This is a genomic window from Plesiomonas shigelloides, assembly GCF_900087055.1.
GTDB classification, from domain to species: Bacteria; Pseudomonadota; Gammaproteobacteria; order Enterobacterales; family CAMTGL01; genus Plesiomonas; species Plesiomonas shigelloides.
The window spans coordinates 733,420-750,738 of sequence record NZ_LT575468.1; the positions used below are offsets into that span (position 1 = coordinate 733,420).

Annotated in this window: 13 protein-coding genes; 6 read left to right on the plus strand and 7 right to left on the minus strand. The window is 53.5% G+C overall.

Annotated features, from left to right (window positions below):
* Positions 1-36 precede the first annotated feature (36 nt).
* Together phoR and NCTC9997_RS03260 are read left to right on the plus strand one after the other, a co-directional pair.
* Positions 37-1,347, plus strand: a complete 1,311-nt coding sequence (gene phoR / locus NCTC9997_RS03255) for a phosphate regulon sensor histidine kinase PhoR (RefSeq protein WP_064977301.1) — start codon at positions 37-39, stop codon at positions 1,345-1,347.
* Positions 1,348-1,520: 173 nt separating this feature from the next.
* Entirely contained in the window at positions 1,521-2,492 is a 972-nt protein-coding gene (locus tag NCTC9997_RS03260) for a PstS family phosphate ABC transporter substrate-binding protein (RefSeq protein ID WP_010862378.1), read from the plus strand.
* 105 nt (positions 2,493-2,597) lie between these two features.
* Here the strand turns inward: NCTC9997_RS03260 and tdh are convergent, their stop codons facing one another.
* The 6 genes from tdh to ppk1 all read right to left on the minus strand — a co-directional run bounded on the left by tdh (position 2,598) and on the right by ppk1 (position 10,513).
* Positions 2,598-3,623 (minus strand): L-threonine 3-dehydrogenase, encoded by a 1,026-nt coding sequence (gene tdh / locus NCTC9997_RS03265; protein WP_064978422.1) that lies wholly within the window; start codon positions 3,621-3,623, stop codon positions 2,598-2,600.
* Positions 3,624-3,699: 76 nt separating this feature from the next.
* Positions 3,700-4,890 carry a glycine C-acetyltransferase gene (locus NCTC9997_RS03270; RefSeq protein ID WP_064977302.1) on the minus strand — a complete coding sequence of 397 codons (1,191 nt, stop codon included), beginning with the start codon at positions 4,888-4,890 and terminating at the stop codon, positions 3,700-3,702.
* A 331-nt stretch (positions 4,891-5,221) separates the two neighbouring features.
* Complete coding sequence (locus NCTC9997_RS03275; protein WP_010862375.1) at positions 5,222-5,572, minus strand: DsrE family protein; 351 nt, start codon at positions 5,570-5,572, stop codon at positions 5,222-5,224.
* Between the two features lie 283 nt (positions 5,573-5,855).
* Entirely contained in the window at positions 5,856-6,749 is an 894-nt protein-coding gene (locus NCTC9997_RS03280; RefSeq protein WP_064977303.1) for an aldo/keto reductase, read from the minus strand.
* A 133-nt stretch (positions 6,750-6,882) separates the two neighbouring features.
* On the minus strand, positions 6,883-8,439 hold the full coding sequence (ppx, locus tag NCTC9997_RS03285) for an exopolyphosphatase (protein ID WP_064977304.1): 1,557 nt from the start codon (positions 8,437-8,439) through the stop codon (positions 6,883-6,885).
* Complete coding sequence (gene ppk1 / locus NCTC9997_RS03290; RefSeq protein WP_010862372.1) at positions 8,417-10,513, minus strand: polyphosphate kinase 1; 2,097 nt, start codon at positions 10,511-10,513, stop codon at positions 8,417-8,419. The genes ppx and ppk1 overlap by 23 nt, the downstream gene beginning before the upstream one ends.
* A 217-nt stretch (positions 10,514-10,730) precedes the next feature.
* Here ppk1 and NCTC9997_RS03295 point away from each other — a divergent pair, with 217 nt between their 5' ends.
* The 4 genes from NCTC9997_RS03295 to phoU are packed head-to-tail and all read left to right on the plus strand — an operon-like array spanning position 10,731 to position 16,196.
* The gene (locus NCTC9997_RS03295) at positions 10,731-12,959 is read left to right on the plus strand and encodes an ABC transporter permease subunit (RefSeq protein WP_064977305.1); all 2,229 of its coding nucleotides are present in this window, start codon (positions 10,731-10,733) and stop codon (positions 12,957-12,959) included.
* 10 nt (positions 12,960-12,969) lie between these two features.
* Positions 12,970-14,619 carry a phosphate ABC transporter permease PstA gene (gene pstA, locus NCTC9997_RS03300; RefSeq protein WP_010862370.1) on the plus strand — a complete coding sequence of 550 codons (1,650 nt, stop codon included), beginning with the start codon at positions 12,970-12,972 and terminating at the stop codon, positions 14,617-14,619.
* 35 nt (positions 14,620-14,654) lie between these two features.
* Positions 14,655-15,473, plus strand: a complete 819-nt coding sequence (gene pstB / locus NCTC9997_RS03305; protein WP_010862369.1) for a phosphate ABC transporter ATP-binding protein PstB — start codon at positions 14,655-14,657, stop codon at positions 15,471-15,473.
* Positions 15,474-15,488: 15 nt separating this feature from the next.
* On the plus strand, positions 15,489-16,196 hold the full coding sequence (gene phoU / locus NCTC9997_RS03310; protein ID WP_010862368.1) for a phosphate signaling complex protein PhoU: 708 nt from the start codon (positions 15,489-15,491) through the stop codon (positions 16,194-16,196).
* 158 nt (positions 16,197-16,354) lie between these two features.
* Here the strand turns inward: phoU and ppk2 are convergent, their stop codons facing one another.
* Complete coding sequence (gene ppk2 / locus NCTC9997_RS03315; RefSeq protein ID WP_052241784.1) at positions 16,355-17,182, minus strand: polyphosphate kinase 2; 828 nt, start codon at positions 17,180-17,182, stop codon at positions 16,355-16,357.
* Positions 17,183-17,319: the final 137 nt, after the last annotated feature.

A 17,319-nucleotide genomic window follows, 5' to 3' on the forward strand; every position in this document is an offset into this window, starting at 1 on the left:
TGCTGAAAACGTCAGTGTGGAGATATGGAGTACCCCATGGTTGAACGTTTGTCATGGAAAACGCTGGCGCGCGAGCTGGCGTTTTTTTATATCCCAGCGCTGGTCGCTGGGCTGATTTTTGGTCATTACCTTGAATTATTGCTGGCCGCCTCTGTGTTGGCACTGTTGTGGCATTTTTATAACCAGTTGAAGTTATCCAGTTGGTTATGGGTGGACAAGAGCATGACCCCGCCCACCAGCCGTGGTAGCTGGGGGCCGCTGTTTAACGGGATTTACCGTTTGCAGCAGCGCAACCGGCGGCGGCGACGCGAGCTGGCCACCTTGATCCGCCGTTTTCGTAGCGGAGCGGAATCCTTGCCCGATGCGGTAGTGGTGTGTACCGAAGAGGGCAGCATTTTTTGGTGTAACAAACTGGCGCAGCACATGCTGGGGTTTCGTTGGCCGGAAGACAGCGGGCAGCATATTTTGAATCTGGTGCGTAACCCTGATTTCGCCGCCTATCTGCAAACGCAAAATTTCAGCAAAGCGTTGGTGATCCCCTCGCCAGCGAACCACGAGCGCTATGTAGAGTTGCGCGTCATGCCTTACAGTGAAGGGCAATTGCTGATCGCCGCGCGCGATATCAGCAAAATGCGCCAGTTAGAGGGCATGCGGCGCAATTTCTTTGCCAACGTCAGCCATGAACTGCGCACGCCGCTGACCGTGTTGCAGGGTTATTTGGAAATGCTGGATGACGATCTGGATCCGGCGCTATGGGCCAAAGCGCACAGCACCATGTTGGAGCAAACGCGGCGGATGGAATCTTTGGTCGAGCAGATCCTGACCTTATCGCGCATTGAAGCAGCACCCGAGATTAACTTGAGTGAGCCGGTTAACGTGCCGGTGATGCTACAACAATTGGAGCACGAAGCGGCGGCGCTCAGTCAAACCCATCAGGTTAGCTTTGAGGTCGACCCACAACTGCTGGTGTATGGCGATAACGAGCAGCTACGCAGTGCGGTGTCGAATTTGGTGTATAACGCCATCAATCACACCCCTGATGGCACGGCAATCCGCGTGCGTTGGCGCGCTACACCGGCCGGTGCGTGCTTTGAGGTGCGTGATAATGGCCCAGGGATCCCCGCCAATCATTTGGGCCGATTGACCGAGCGGTTCTATCGGGTGGATAAGGCGCGCTCACGCAAAACCGGTGGTAGCGGCTTAGGGCTGGCGATTGTGAAACACGCGTTGATCCACCATGACAGTCGTCTGGATATTCAAAGTACCCTCGGCGAAGGCAGTGTGTTCTCGTTTGTCTTGCCTCGTTCACTGGTGGTGCGCGAAGACTTGTTACCGCATTCGCATTGATGCGGCGGCGCGGCGGCATCCGTAATGGTGTTCACGCCAATGCAAAAGGTAAAGAAAGTTACGTTGAAAGGCCGGATTGTCATTTAACTGTCATTTTTTAGCGATAAAACTGTCATCAACGAGCCGGATACTGGCTGCGACTTCCACGAAGGACCGTTTTACGGAGAGAGTGCATGAAAGTAAAAACCCTGGTAAGCGCATTAGGTTTCACTCTGATGGCGTCTTTTGCTAGCAGTACTTATGCCGCAGTAGACAGCAGCTTGCCTGAATATAAAAAAGTCAGCGGTGTGTCTGGCAATCTGTCATCAGTGGGTTCTGATACCCTGGCTAACTTGATGACCTTATGGGCAGAGCAATTTAAGCGCGAATATCCGAACGTTAATATTCAAGTGCAAGCGGCAGGCTCTTCTACTGCGCCTCCAGCACTGACTGAAGGCACGGCGCAGCTGGGCCCGATGAGCCGTAAAATGAAAGGCAAGGAAATTGAAGCCTTCGAGAAAAAATTTGGTTATCAGCCAATTGGGGTTCCGGTGGCGATCGATGCGCTGGCCGTCTTTGTTAACAAAGATAACCCAATCAAAGGCCTGAATTTTGAACAACTGGATGCCATTTACTCCACCACGCTGAAGTGTGGCGCGAATGAGCAAGTGACCCGTTGGGGTCAGCTGGGTGTGACCGGCGAGCTAGCGAATAAAGATATCCAGCTGTATGGCCGTAACTCAGTATCCGGTACCTATGGCTACTTTAAAGATCACGCCCTGTGTAAAGGCGATTTTCGTAGCAACGTGAACGAGCAACCAGGCTCTGCATCGGTCGTGCAGTCAGTGGGCGCGTCCCTGAACAGCATCGGTTACACCGGTATCGGCTACAAGACCTCTGGCGTGCGCGCCCTGCCTTTGGCAGAGAAAGGGGACAAGTATGTTGAGCCAACCGAAGAAAACGCTGTGAATGGCTCGTACCCGCTGTCACGTTACCTGTATATCTACGTGAACAAGCATCCGAACAAGCCACTGGATCCAATGACAGCAGAGTTCTTGAAGATGGTTCTGTCCAAGCAAGGACAAGAGCTGGTCGCCAAAGACGGCTACATTCCGGTGCCAGCGAAAGTCTTGGAAAAAGATCTGGCCACTCTGGGCCTGAAATAAGCGCTCAAGTTCGCTGCCAAGATCCCATGCGGATAAAAAAACAGGCCATCTTCGGATGGCCTGTTTTGTTTGGTAAGGTAATCAGGATTACCAGCCTGAACGTGATTAATCCCAGTTCAGGATCACTTTGCCTGATTGACCCGATCCCATGGCATCGAAGCCTTGTTGGAAATCATCGATAGCAAAGCGGTGAGTGATGATAGGGCTCAGATCCAGACCCGATTGGATCAGGCTGGCCATCTTGTACCAAGTTTCGAACATCTCGCGACCGTAAATGCCTTTGATGAACAGCCCTTTGAAAATCACCTGATTCCAGTCAATCGCCATGGTGGATGGCGGAATGCCCAGCATGGCAATTTTGCCGCCGTGGTTCATGCGCAGCAGCATTTCTTGAAATGCCGACGGTACGCCGGACATCTCCAGCCCCACATCGAATCCTTCGGTCATGCCGAGCTCGGCCATCACATCGGCCAGCTTTTCTTTGCTGACATCCACGGCGCGTGTGGCACCCATTTTTTCGGCCAGCGCCAGACGATACGGATTCACATCGGTGATCACCACGTGCCGCGCGCCGACATGCCGACAAACGGCGGCCGCCATGATCCCGATTGGGCCAGCGCCCGTGATCAACACATCCTCACCGACCAAATCGAACGACAGCGCAGTGTGCACCGCGTTACCGAATGGATCGAAAATCGCCGCCAGATCATCGGGAATGTTGTCCGGCAGTTTGAATGCGTTAAAGGCAGGGATCACCAGATACTCGGCAAAACAGCCCTGACGGTTAACACCGACGCCGATGGTGTTACGGCATAAGTGGGTGCGGCCGGCACGGCAGTTGCGGCAATAACCACAGGTGATGTGGCCTTCGCCAGAGACGCGATCGCCAATGGCAAACCCACGCACCTCCTGACCAATAGCGACCACTTCGCCCACGTACTCATGGCCGACCACCATCGGGACGGGAATGGTTTTTTGTGACCACTCATCCCAGTTGTAGATGTGCATGTCGGTACCGCAGATTGCGGTTTTGCGGATTTTGATCAGTAAATCGTTGTGTCCCAGCTCCGGAGCCGGTACGTCGGTCATCCAGATCCCTTTTTCGGGATGTAATTTGGAAAGTGCTTTCATACTGATGACTTCACTGTTGTTGGCCGAGGTTGGCATTGATGGCAAAAGGCCGAGGCGCGCACGCCTCAACCTGGCATTAGATCACGTTCAATTCGCGGCCGATGCGGATGAAAGCATCAATGGCGCGATCCAATTGCTCTCGGGTGTGCGCGGCAGACATCTGCGTGCGAATGCGCGCCTGACCTTTCGGCACCACCGGATAAGAGAAGCCCACCACGTAAATGCCTTCTTGCAGCATGCGGCTGGCCATTTCTGCAGCCAGTTTGGCATCGCCCAACATGACTGGGATGATGGCATGATCGGCGCCAGCCAGTGTGAAGCCGGCCGCGCTCATGCGCTCACGGAAATAGCGGCTGTTTTCTTGCAGGTGTTGGCGCAAACTGCCGCCTTGCTCGAGCAGCTCCAGTACTTTGATGGACGCTGACACAATTGCTGGCGCCAGTGTGTTTGAGAACAGATACGGGCGTGAGCGCTGACGCAGCCAGTCGATCACCTCTTTTTTGCCTGAGGTGTAACCACCGGATGCGCCGCCGAGCGCTTTGCCCAGCGTACCGGTGATGATGTCGACGCGCTCCATCACCTGACAATATTCATGGGTACCACGACCGTTTTCGCCGATAAAGCCCACAGCGTGCGAGTCATCCACCATCACCAGCGCATCGTATTTATCAGCCAGATCGCAGATGGTTTTCAGGTCGGCAATCACGCCATCCATGGAAAAAACGCCATCGGTGGCGATCAGCTTAAAGCGTGCGCCATCTGCAGTGGCTTGCTGCAATTGCTGCTCCAGCGCGGCCATATCGTTGTTGGCATAGCGGTAACGCTTGGCTTTGGACAGACGCACGCCATCAATGATAGAGGCATGGTTCAGTGCATCGGAGATGATGGCATCTTCGGCCCCCAGCAGCGTTTCAAACAGGCCGCCGTTGGCATCAAAACAGGAGGAGTACAAGATGGTATCTTCGGTGCCGAGAAAGGCGGACATCTTGCGTTCCAGCTCATGGTGCAGGTCTTGTGTACCACAGATAAAACGTACCGAGGCCATACCAAAGCCGTGCTGATCCAGCCCGTGTTTGGCCGCTTCAATCAGTGCCGGATGGTTAGCTAGTCCCAGATAGTTATTGGCGCAGAAGTTCAGCACTTCGCGTCCACCAACCTCAATCTCTGCTTGTTGAGCAGACGTGATAACGCGCTCTTGTTTATACAATCCATCGGCTTTGACTTGCTCTAATTCGTTAGCCAGATGGCGATAAAATGCGTGGGACATCCGATTCTCCTCGTGAGTCTGTGGAATATGCCCAAAATGGCAAGATTTTACGCTGCCCTATATTACGTTGTCTGACGCGTAGGACAGCCGGTGACGGCGCGGAAATTTAACAACTGTGAAATGGATCAACGGCGCGCCGCGGCGCGAGCGACCCGTGGCGGAGTACCGTGGCCAGACTGAACTCAACAACCCTGAGCAAGCCCTATATGACACCGGTTGTCGGCTTGTGTGAGCGGCATCGGTTATCGATAGGTGGTAAGTGGCAGGTGCGCGCGATGCCCATAGCGCGCATCCTGTCATTATGCGCTCTGGTTGCTAGCCCAAATTATGGTTAGACCCGAATATAAGCATAGCCTTGTTGCTGCTTTTGGGTCAGCGCGACAATGCCGGCGGGCACGACCAGCACAAAGTCGGTCAGTCGCTCGGGCGCTACCGCCAATGCATTAAGCGCATTGTGACAGACACAAAAACGCACGCCTTGACGTGACAGCTCGCGCATGTTGTCGATGAAACCTAAGTTTTCAGCCACCGGTTGTTGCAGCGCAATTACACCCGTGCCGACAGCCACCACCTGAATATCCACGTCTTCGACCCGATTTTGCGCATCGCGCAGCGTATTGTGGATTTGGTGTAGCAGCACGCCCCAGCGTTCGTGGGTATCAATATGAAACAGTATTTTCATGATGAAAGGTCCGAATCTACCGCTTAAGGAAGGTAGCAAAAGCATGCCGTCGGCAAGGCTGACTTGTCATCTGGCTTAAGGTCAGAAAATGTAACTTAGCGCTAAGTAGATATGTCCGCAGGAGGCGATCACCGGCGGAGAATAAGAACCGCTAATTAGCTCCGCGAATGAGACGAGGTCGGCGAGTTGCCGACCTTGGTAAGCGATGGGTAAACGATACTGGCAATGGTGCTGTGACTGGAAGTGCTGTCATTGCGGGGTAAAGCGGTATCAGTGCCAGCCATTAAGGCACATCGTACCCCAGTGCCGCTTTGCGAATACGGAACCATTGTTGACGCGTCAGCGGCAGGGTTAATGCCGCCGCCGCTTGTTGGACGCGCTGGATTTTCCCTGAGCCAATAATTGGCAGTGGCCGGCTTGGTAAGCGCAAGACCCACGCGTACACCACTTGTTCGATACTGGCGGCGCCCAGTTCCTGACGGATGGTTTCCAGCTCGTCACGCAGCGGCTGATATTCCGGCGCGCTGAACAGGCGTCCACCGCCCAAGCAAGACCAGGCCATAGGGGCGATGCGACGCTGCTGGCAATCATCCAGCGTACCGTCTAGTAACAGGTCTTGGTACTGCGGTGAAATCTCCAGCTGATTGGTGACCAGCGGGAAATCCAGTCGACTTTGCAACAAGGCAAATTGCGCTGGCGTGAAGTTGGATACCCCGACATGGCGCACCTTGCCATTGGCTCGCAGCTGGACGAACGCCTCGGCCACGTCATCGGCGTCCATTAATGGATCGGGGCGATGGATCAGCAGCAAATCGAGATATTCGGTGTGCAAGTTACGCAACGATTGCTCGGCACTCTGGATGATATGGCGCGCTTCGGTATTGTAGTGATTGAGCTGGTGCTCGGGGCGGGCGGTCAGCGCAATTCCACATTTACTGACGATTTCAATCTGTTGGCGCAGATGCGGAGCCTGTTTCAGCGCCGAGCCAAACGCCGCTTCGCATTGATAGCCGCCATAGATATCGGCGTGATCTGTGGTGGTGATCCCAAGGTCGATATGTTGCTGGATGAAATCAGCCAGTTGCATTGGTGTCATGTTCCATTCCAGCAAACGCCAGTAGCCCATCACCATGCGGGAAAATTGCGGGCCGTCAGCGGCCAGTGTCACTCGTTCCATCTTAAATCCTTGTCATTCATTCCTTGGCGCCCATGCCTAGCTCGCCACATAACGCGCTTTTGACAAAAAAGTGGCCCACGGTGAGCCACTTTTTGTCAGGCGAGCGCCTTAACCGAATAGCTTATCGCCGCGATTAATCATCGCTGTGCTCAGCCGGAATACCGGCTTCTTCGATGGTCAGTGACCAGCCGATGTCTTGCAGGTAATTTTGCTCAATTTCCAAGTCGGCTTGCACCAACGCATTTTGCGCCAGATAAGTTTCAGGCAGAATCAAGCGCCAGTCATGGCCGTGGCAATACAAACGCATAAACGCCGGTGGATTAGAAGCTTGGCGCAATTTATTAAACAGTACGCTCATACGCAGCAAACGGATCAGCGCTTGCACCTGCTTTTTCTTGAACAGGGCAAACGAAGGCAAACCATCGAGCTTGAGCGCTTTACGCTGAAAGCGCACTAACGTCGCCAGCATGTTTTGCTGCTCTTGGTTGAAACCCGGCAAGTTGGTGTGCTGCAAAATATACGCCGAGTGGCGATGAATGCCGCTGTCGTTGATACTCAGCCCCACTTCATGCAGCAATGCCGCCCAACCGAGCAGCGTTTCTAAGCGTGGGCTGGCCGCATCTTGGTTATCCGCTTGCCACTGTTGATACAAGTTGAGCGCAGTATCCCGCACTCGACCGGCTTGTTCGCGATCGATGCGATAGCGTTCGGCCAGACTCAGCGCGGTGCGCACCCGAATGTCTTCGTAGCGAAAGCGCTCTTCCATTTCATACATGACCCCTTCACGCAGGGCGCCATCGGAAAAACGCATCTCTTTGATTTGCAGCTCATCGAAAACGCCGCACAAGATGGCCAGCCCCGGTACGAATACCGCTTGGCGCTCATCCGGCAGACCCGGCAATTTCAACGAGGCAAAATCATCGAAGGCCAGCACTTTATCGGTGATCTGCTGCAAACGCTCACGGGTGATGTGACCATCTTTTTCCCCCAGCGCCAAGATCACTTCGTGGATGGCTTTGATAGTGCCTGATGAGCCGAGAGCAAAATCCCAGTTCAGCTGACGGTACTGCCAGCTTAAGTTTTCGATTTTTTGCTGCGCGGCGACGCAGGCTTTGCGAAATGCACCGGCCGAAATTTTTCCGGCAGGGAAAAAGCGCTGGGCAAAGCTGACGCAACCCATCTGACGGCTTTCGGCGAAAATGGGATCGAAACCTTCACCAATCACCATCTCGGTCGAGCCGCCGCCGATATCCACCACCAAACGGCGGCCAGTTTCGGACTGGGTATGGGCGACGCCAAGATAAATCAGACGCGCCTCTTCTTGCCCGCTGATGAGCTCGATGGGGTAGGGCAGCACAGCCGCTGCTTGGTCCAGAAACTGTTCGGCGTTGACGGCGCGGCGCAGAGTGTGGGTCGCCACGATGCGGACATTGTCCTCATCAAAGCCCTGCAAACGCTCGGCAAACAGCGCCAAACAGGCCAAGCCGCGATCCATCGCCTCTTGGCTTAAGTGATTTTCCGCATCTAGCCCATCGGCCATATGCACCCGTTGTTTGATACGTGACAGGATCTGCAGTGAGCCATCAACAATTCGGGCGACCACCATGTGGAAGCTGTTCGAACCTAAGTCGATCGCGGCAATTTCTTTTGGCTTACTGGCATTAACATTAGGCATTGAGGTGATTGGCATCGTTATCCGCCTGCTGTTCTCGTTGTTCGACACCTTTGAGGTAATCATAGATAGCGATCTGTGACTGCAGTTTGCGCTTGTTGCCGCGCGGAACATAGCGGTTACTCAGCTCTTTATCGATGATGCGAGCCTTGACGGTATCGTTAAATTGCAGATCCAGAATATCCAGTACCTGTTTTTTCAGACGCGGGTCGAAGATAGGCGCGCCCACTTCAATCCGGTAGTCGATATTCCGGGTCATCCAGTCGGCAGAAGAGATATAAACCAAAGGCTCTCCGCCGTTTTCAAAAGCATAGACTCTCGGGTGCTCCAGGTAACGGTCCAGAATACTGGTGACCTGAATATTTTCGCTGACATCCTTCAAGCCCGGCACCAGTGAACACATGCCGCGGATCAGCAAGCGAATCGACACCCCTGCATTAGACGCGGCGTACAGCCGATCGATCAGACCTTTATCGACCAGATTATTGATCTTGAGCGAGATTTTCGCGGTCTGGCCGCTTTGGGCATTCAAGATCTCTTGATCGATGAGCTGATACAGCACTTTGCGCGAGTTTTGTGGCGACACGATCAAGTGCTCGAAGGTCACCGGACGGTACGGGTTTTCGATAAAGTTAAATACCCGACGCACTTCATTGGTGATGCGCGGATCGCGGGTCAGCAAGGTGAAGTCGGTATACAGACGCGCGGTTTTCTCGTGGAAGTTACCGGTGCCCACGTGCGCATAGCGCTCGTAGTTATCCCCTTCTCGGCGGGTGATCAGGCACAGTTTGGAGTGAATTTTCAGCCCCGGGATGGAGAAAATCACGTGCACGCCTGCTTCGGTCAGCTGCTTGGCCCAGTGAATGTTGGCCTCTTCGTCAAAGCGAGCTTGCAGCTCAACCACCACCGTCACTTTTTTACCGTTGTTGGCGGCGTGGATCATCGAGTCGATGATGCGCGAGTTTTTCGCAACCCGATAGATATTGATCTTGATTGAGACCACGCTCGGATCAAAGGAGGCCTGCCGCAAAAACTCCGTAAAGTGGTTGAAGGTGTGGTACGGGTAGTACAGCAGCACATCGCGTTCACGAATGGCATCAAAGGCGGTATCGTGACGCAAGAAAATGGATTGCTCCATCGGCGGCAGCGGTTTGTTGACCAGTGAGGCTTTGCCCACATCCGGAAAACCGATGAAGTCTTTGAAATTGTGATAGCGTCCGCCCGGGATCACCGAGTCGTATGAGGAGATCCCCAGCTTATCTTTCAGGAAATCCACCAACTCATCAGGCATATCACGCTGATAGACAAAGCGCACCGGCTCGGCGGTCAAACGTTGCTTTAAGCTGTACGACATCTGCTCTAGCAGGCTGGATTCGAGCTCGTTGATCAAGTCGTACTCGGCATCGCGCGTCATCTTCATCGAGTAAGCGGCTAATGAGTCGTACTCGAAAAAGCCACGGAAGATGTCATCGAGGCAAAAACGAATGATGTTATCCAGCAAGATGATGGTTTTACGGCGGCGCGGTTTTTCTTGCGGCAAAGAGACAAAGCGCGGCAGACGATCGGAGGGGATCTCAATCAGGGCATATTGGATGTCCTGATCTTTACGCATCTCGACCACCAAGTAGGTGTAGTCATCCTGCATAAACTGCACCAAATCGACCTGTGACGACAGCATGGTCGGGGTGATGAACTGCAGAACATTATGGCGGAAATACTCTTTCAGCCAGCGTTTTTGGCCATCGGCCAATTGGCGCTCGTTAATCAGGAAAATCTGATTACGTGCCATTTCCAGTAACAGTTCGTTATACAGTGAATCAAAATCCTGATTCATGCGTAGAACGCGTGATTGGATTTTTTTCAGGAGATGCCGTGCGCTGGCTTCGGTGCCTTGCTCTTCGTTAATCAAAATGCGCCGCTTCACATCGGCAAAGCGCACTTTGTAAAACTCATCGAGGTTGTTGGAGTAAATCCCTAGAAAACGCACGCGCTCAATCAGCGGGTTGGTTTTGTCGGCCGCTTCTTGCAAGACGCGCTCGTTAAAGGAAAGCCAACTGAGCTCTTTTTCAATATACAGCTTTTCCAGACTCATAATGTTTCCCTAAATCATCCATGTCACAGGATTGTCGTACACCACTGAAGCTCATGTTTCCCTGCAGACGAACAATCGTGAGGCATCACTAAAAACTATATAATATTTCACTGATATCAACATATTAGTGTAACTAAGTCTATAAACAATCTTTGTCACATAGCTGTAATATAACCGACATACAATTCGCTACATCATGTAGTCAATGGGAATACACATGGTTGATGCAGTCAGTCTTTCATTAAAGGGAAGCAAAAGCCGAGCCTTAAAAGATAAGCTCGCAAAGTATGGTGTCACCGGCGGCGGAATGCTGGTTCTGGTCGCACTGATGCTGATTTTCTTTTATCTACTGTACGTGATTTTGCCACTGTTTAAATCGGCTTCAGTCGAAAAACAGCAGCAGGTGAGCGTGAACACACAAAAGCCAGCGCTTGCGCTCGGGCTGGATGAGCGCAGCGAAGCCGGTTACCGTCTGACGACGGACGGTGAGCTGACCTATATTCAACTGGCTGCCGATCGTACTCAGCCTCCGGGCACGGTGCTGTTGCAACAAAAGATCAGCCCCAATAGCACCTCGGTGGGTTATACCATTCCGAGCGTGGGCATTTATGCTTTGGGCAATGCCGATGGCTCGGTGAGTGTGGTGCAACCGCAGTTCTCTTCCCTGTTCGGGACGGATAACCAGCGTCATACCACGCCAAAAATCAAATACCCTCTGGGGGAAACGCCACTGCTGCTGGATAGCCAAAAGCAGCCGTTGGTGCGTGTAGCGGTCAGTGTGCAAGAGGACTCTGCCGAGCTGGTGGGTCTGACTGCTGACCATCGCCTGCTGTTTGGCCGTTACAGCGAAGATGAAAATATGCTGAGCGGGGAAACCGAATGGAAGGGTGATGTTCAGGCTATCGCGGATATTCCCAAGCAGATTAATGAGCTGCTGCTGACACCAAACGGCCGTTTTTTGTATCTGCTGTCTGGCAAACAACTGCACATCTTTGATTTGCGCGGTGATACGCCTGAGCTGCGTGAAGTGGTGACCTTAAGCCAAGATGCGACGCCAACTAAACTGGCCTTAATGCCGGGAGGCAGTTCGCTGCTGGTGGCTACCGATGATGGTCGCATCACGCAATGGTTTGATGTTAACAAGGGCAAAGGCCCAGTGTTGACGCAAATCCGTGAGCTGGAAAACCATGCTGGCCCATTGGTGCAACTGCAACCTGAGTATTTCCGCCGTGGCTTTGTCACGCTGTCTGATAACGGCAATGTGGGTCTGTACTACACCACCAGTGCCAATAAGCTGCTGCAAGAAAAGCTGCTGGATAAAAAACCAAATGCGTTGACCATTTCTTCGCGTGCTAATGGCTTGTTGCTGGAAGAAGATGGCAGCTGGAAGTTGTACCAAGTACACAACGAGCACCCTGAAGTAAGCTGGAGTGCCTTGTGGGACAAAGTCTGGTACGAAGGTTATCGTGAGCCGCAGTATGTGTGGCAGTCCACCTCCGCCAGTGATGATTTTGAGTCCAAGCTGAGCTTGGTGCCGATCTCCTTCGGTACCCTGAAAGCAGCTTTCTACGCCATGTTGTTTGCTGTGCCATTGGCTTTGGCCGGCGCAATTTATACCGCCTACTTCATGTCGCCGGGGATGCGCAAAGCGATTAAACCGACCGTGGAGATCATGGGCGCGCTGCCTACCGTGATCTTGGGCTTCTTGGCCGGTTTGTGGTTGGCTCCGGTACTTGAGCAATACCTCACTGGGGTGCTGACCTTCTTGGTCTTGCTGCCAGTGTCGATTTTGCTGACCGCCTTTGTCTGGGGCCGTCTGCCAGAGCGTTTGCGCTCTAAAGAGGGCTGGGATGCACTGGTGTTAGTGCCGGTCATTTTGCTGGTGGGCTACGGCTCGTTCTCGGCCAGCTCGTGGATCGATCACGCCTTCTTTGGTGGCAACATTCGCGATTATCTGAGCAACGATTTGGGCATCACCTTTGACCAGCGTAACGCCTTAGTGGTGGGGATTGCGATGGGTTTTGCGGTGATCCCGAATATCTTCTCGATTGCGGAAGATGCGATTTTCAGTGTGCCACGTAACCTGACCAACGGCTCACTGGCGCTGGGCGCCACACCATGGCAGACCTTAACCCGCGTCGTATTGCTGACCGCCAGCCCGGGGATTTTCTCGGCGGTGATGATCGGCCTTGGCCGCGCGGTAGGCGAAACCATGATCGTATTGATGGCGACCGGTAACACCCCAATTCTGGATTGGAGCATTTTCCAAGGGCTGCGTACCTTGGCGGCCAACATCGCGGTAGAAATGCCAGAGGCCGAAGTGGCCAGTACCCATTACCGGGTCTTGTTCTTGACGGCTTTTGTGTTGTTCGTCTTTACGTTCGTATTCAACACCATTGCGGAATACATCCGTCAGCGTTTACGTGACAAGTACAGCTCGCTGTAAGGGAAGAGTGATGAATAAGTGGTTTAAATCAGGAACCCCGTGGATCTGGATGACGGCTGGCGCCGTCTCCTTGAGTCTGATTGCGGTTGTGGGGCTGTTGTTGCTGATTGGTGCCCGCGGTCTGGTGTATTTCTGGCCGCACACCGTATACCAATTTGGCGTGATCAGCGAGCAAGGCATCGAGCGGGTGATTGGCGAGATCCATGGTCGTGAGATGGTGCCGCGTGAGCGTTTGATTGCCAACGGCGTGAATCTGGATAACTTCCCCGATGCCGATGTGCCGCGTTATCTGGTGAAAACCGGTAACCGCGAGTTCGTGAACCTTGATTTCCGTACCATTTTGGAAAGTGAAATCAAGTCGCGCACGGTGCCAGAAGGCGTATTGGTATTAGAGCGGGCGAAAAACGGCAACTTTTACGGCTTCTTACAGGGGATGACCGAAAATGGTCAGCCGCTGGAAACCGCTGATCTGAAAGGCGAAATGCAGCGTCGTCTGGCGCGAGTACTGGAGTTGAATGCGCAGATTGACCGCTTGCAGAAAGTGGATATCGGTGCCATCAACCACGGATTAGAGCGCCTGCGGATGCGTGAGCGTGCGCTGCAGCTGCAAGGCAATCTGACCGAGCAAGATGAAGCGCAGTTTGCCGCCGAGCGCGCCGGTTTTGACCGTCAGTATTCGGCGCTGGAGCAGCAACTGATGAGTCTGCGTGAGCAGACCGGTCGTGATGCGCTGCTGGTCAAAGATATGCGCGGGGAAGTGGTCACCATCCCAATGTCTAACGTGATGGATGCCTACTACCCGAATGACATGCACGGGGTGCAGAAAGTCGGGCACTGGTTCCATCAGGTGTGGAAGTTCCTGACCGAAGACCCGCGTGAAGCCAACACTGAAGGCGGGGTGTTCCCAGCGATTTTCGGTACCGTATTCATGGTGCTGCTGATGTCGGTGTTGGTGACGCCGCTCGGGGTGGTCGCGGCGATCTACTTGCACGAATATGCCGGTAAAAACGCCATCACCAAGGTGATCCGCATCGCGGTGATTAACTTAGCCGGCGTACCGTCGATTGTGTACGGGGTATTTGGCTTAGGCTTTTTCGTCTACATGCTGGGCGGCAGCATTGATAAGCTGTTCTACCCAGAAGCGCTGCCAACGCCAACGTTCGGCACCCCTGGGGTGATGTGGGCGGCGATCACGCTGGCGATTTTGACCTTGCCGGTGGTGATTGTGTCAACCGAAGAAGGCTTGTCACGTATTCCAAGTGCGGTGCGTCAAGGCTCACTGGCCTTGGGCGCGACTAAAGCCGAAACCCTGTGGCGGATTGTGATCCCGATGGCTAGCCCAGCGATTATGACGGGTTTGATTTTGGCGGTGGCACGCGCCGCCGGTGAAACGGCGCCGTTGATGCTGGTGGGGGTAGTGAAACTGGCACCGACGTTGCCGGTCGATCTGAACTTCCCGTATGTGCATCTGGATCGTAAGTTCATGCACTTGGGCTTTCATATTTACGACGTGGGCTTCCAGAGCCCGAACGTGGAGGCGGCCCGTCCGCTGGTGTTTGCCACCTCGTTCCTGCTGGTTACTGTGATTGTCGGTCTGAACTTGACCGCCATCGGCATCCGTAACCATTTACGTGAAAAATACCGTTCCATGGATATCTAACCGGCCGGTTTAGGCAGTATTGACAGGAAAGCGTGATGATTACACTGAATGCCAACGTATCTGATTCTCCAGTGTTGGATCTGGAAAACTTAAGCCCTGAGCTGACCGCGCTGGAAGTGAAGGAGCTGGATTTATTCTACGGTAACAAGCAGGCGTTATTTAATGTTTGCATGAAGATCCCCAAAGGCCAGGTAACGGCGTTTATCGGCCCATCAGGGTGCGGTAAGTCGACCTTGCTGCGTTGCTTTAACCGGATGAACGATCTGGTTGATACGTGCCGCGTTGACGGCGAGATTGCCCTGCATGGTCATAACATTTATGACAAATCGGTGGATGTAGCGGCGCTGCGTCGCCGCGTTGGGATGGTGTTCCAGCGCCCGAACCCGTTCCCGAAATCCATCTACGAAAACGTGGTGTATGGCTTGCGCCTGCAAGGCATCAAAGATCGCCGGGTGTTGGATGAAGCGGTTGAGCGTTCACTGCGCGGTGCGGCTATCTGGGATGAGGTGAAAGACCGTCTGCATGAAAATGCCTTTGGCCTGTCTGGCGGTCAGCAGCAGCGTCTGGTGATTGCGCGCGCGATTGCCATCGAGCCGGAAGTGCTGTTACTGGATGAACCGACCTCGGCACTGGATCCGATATCAACATTAACGATTGAAGAGCTGATCAACGAGCTGAAGAGCAAGTACACTGTGGTGATTGTAACCCACAACATGCAACAGGCAGCCCGCGTATCCGATCAGACGGCGTTTATGTACATGGGGGAGCTGATTGAGTATTCCGATACCAATACCCTGTTTACAACTCCGAAGAAAAAGAAAACCGAAGACTACATTACCGGTCGTTATGGTTAATGGATGGGTGCTGATATGGACAATATGCAATTAAATAAACACATTTCCGGCCAGTTCAATACCGAACTGGAAACCATCCGCACCCAAGTGATGAGCATGGGCGGTCTGGTGGAGCAACAACTGACCGATGCTATCCGTGCGATGCACGATCGTGATGAGAATCTGGCGCGGCGCGTGATCCAAGATGATGCCAAGGTCAACATGATGGAAGTGTCCATTGATGAAGCCTGTGTGCGCATCATCGCTAAGCGTCAGCCGACAGCCAGTGATTTACGTTTGGTGATGGCGATTATTAAAACCATCGCCGAGCTGGAGCGCATTGGCGACGTTGCCGAGCGGATTGCCAAGACCGCGCTGGAGAACTTCACCAATCAGCATCAGCCACTGCTGGTGAGTCTGGAGTCGCTCGGTAGCCACACCGTTCAGATGCTGCACGACGTGCTGGATGCCTTTGCTCGCATGGATGTTGATGCGGCCATTCGTGTCTACCGTGAAGATCGCAAGGTGGATAAAGAGTATGAAGGGATTATCCGTCAGCTGATGACGTACATGATGGAAGATCCGCGCTCGATTCCTAACGTGCTGACCGCCATGTGGTGCGCGCGCGCCATCGAGCGGATTGGCGATCGGTGCCAGAACATCTGTGAGTACATTTTCTACTTCGTGAAAGGAAAAGATGTGCGTCACTTAAACGGTGATGATCTGGAGCAGATGCTGCAGTAACAACTATGTCTGCGCGTGCGTGGCAGCGTGGCATCAGCCATAACGTCAACGCTGCCGTCTCCGGCTGACCTATTTCACGATAGGATAAACGGGTACGGCGGCGTTGTTGTTGGAGCGCGTAGGTTATGTACAGACGATGTATGGTTTACTTGCCTAGCCTACTTGCCATGAGTGTCTGGCAGTTCCGGTTCGCCATTCATAGTGCCGTAAAAATCAGGCACCAACGTTTGGCTTTCATACGGGATACGCAGATAGCCATTTTTATTCAGTGGCGGTAACTCCACCGGCGCGTAGGTAATTTTTTCATACGGCACTTGCGAGAGCAGATGTCGAATACAGTTTAAGCGTGCACTGCGTTTATCATCTGAGGGCACCACCCACCAAGGGGCGTTTTTGGTGTCGGTGAACTCAAACATCTGATCTTTGGCCTGCGAGTATTCGGCCCAGCGGGTGCGCGATTCTAAGTCCATCGGGCTGAATTTCCAGCGCTTATGCGGCGTATTGATGCGCTCTAAAAAGCGTTTTTCCTGCTCTTCATCGGACACTGAGAACCAGTATTTAATCAAGATGATCCCTGCCCGTTGCAGCATGCGCTCAAATTCGGGGCAGGTACGCAGAAACTCTTCGTATTCGGCATCGCTGCAAAAGCCCATCACCCGTTCAACGCCTGCGCGGTTATACCAGCTGCGGTCAAACAGCACGATTTCGCCACCGGCCGGTAACTGGGCGACATAACGCTGGAAGTACCATTGGCTGCGTTCACGCTCTGTGGGTTTATCCAGCGCCACAATCCGGCACACGCGCGGATTGAGCTTATCGGTAATCGCTTTGATGGTGCTGCCTTTGCCCGCGCCATCACGTCCTTCAAACACCACCACCACTTTGAGCTTTTGGGCTTTGACCCACTCTTGCATGCTGACCAGCTCTGTTTGCAGCGCCAGCAATTCGCGCTCGTAGACGGCTTTACTCAATTTGTCCTTAGCCATACGCACTCCTTGAATTCGGAAATGGGGGAATACGGCGACAACTTCACTCTGCCTAGTGGCAGTGTAGCGCATGCGATTAGGCAGAAATGGGCCATCGCTGACAAATTGATCTGATAAGTGGTGAATGCCGGTTGGTG

What these genes read in the sequence shown, in the direction of transcription:
- phoR (WP_064977301.1), top strand. Translation starts at nt 37, where the DNA reads ATGGTTGAACGTTTGTCATGGAAAACGCTGGCGCGCGAGCTGGCGTTT.
- NCTC9997_RS03260 (WP_010862378.1), top strand. Translation starts at nt 1,521, where the DNA reads ATGAAAGTAAAAACCCTGGTAAGCGCATTAGGTTTCACTCTGATGGCG.
- tdh (WP_064978422.1), bottom strand. Translation starts at nt 3,623, where the DNA reads ATGAAAGCACTTTCCAAATTACATCCCGAAAAAGGGATCTGGATGACC.
- NCTC9997_RS03270 (WP_064977302.1), bottom strand. Translation starts at nt 4,890, where the DNA reads ATGTCCCACGCATTTTATCGCCATCTGGCTAACGAATTAGAGCAAGTC.
- NCTC9997_RS03275 (WP_010862375.1), bottom strand. Translation starts at nt 5,572, where the DNA reads ATGAAAATACTGTTTCATATTGATACCCACGAACGCTGGGGCGTGCTG.
- NCTC9997_RS03280 (WP_064977303.1), bottom strand. Translation starts at nt 6,749, where the DNA reads ATGGAACGAGTGACACTGGCCGCTGACGGCCCGCAATTTTCCCGCATG.
- ppx (WP_064977304.1), bottom strand. Translation starts at nt 8,439, where the DNA reads ATGCCAATCACCTCAATGCCTAATGTTAATGCCAGTAAGCCAAAAGAA.
- ppk1 (WP_010862372.1), bottom strand. Translation starts at nt 10,513, where the DNA reads ATGAGTCTGGAAAAGCTGTATATTGAAAAAGAGCTCAGTTGGCTTTCC.
- NCTC9997_RS03295 (WP_064977305.1), top strand. Translation starts at nt 10,731, where the DNA reads ATGGTTGATGCAGTCAGTCTTTCATTAAAGGGAAGCAAAAGCCGAGCC.
- pstA (WP_010862370.1), top strand. Translation starts at nt 12,970, where the DNA reads ATGAATAAGTGGTTTAAATCAGGAACCCCGTGGATCTGGATGACGGCT.
- pstB (WP_010862369.1), top strand. Translation starts at nt 14,655, where the DNA reads ATGATTACACTGAATGCCAACGTATCTGATTCTCCAGTGTTGGATCTG.
- phoU (WP_010862368.1), top strand. Translation starts at nt 15,489, where the DNA reads ATGGACAATATGCAATTAAATAAACACATTTCCGGCCAGTTCAATACC.
- ppk2 (WP_052241784.1), bottom strand. Translation starts at nt 17,182, where the DNA reads ATGGCTAAGGACAAATTGAGTAAAGCCGTCTACGAGCGCGAATTGCTG.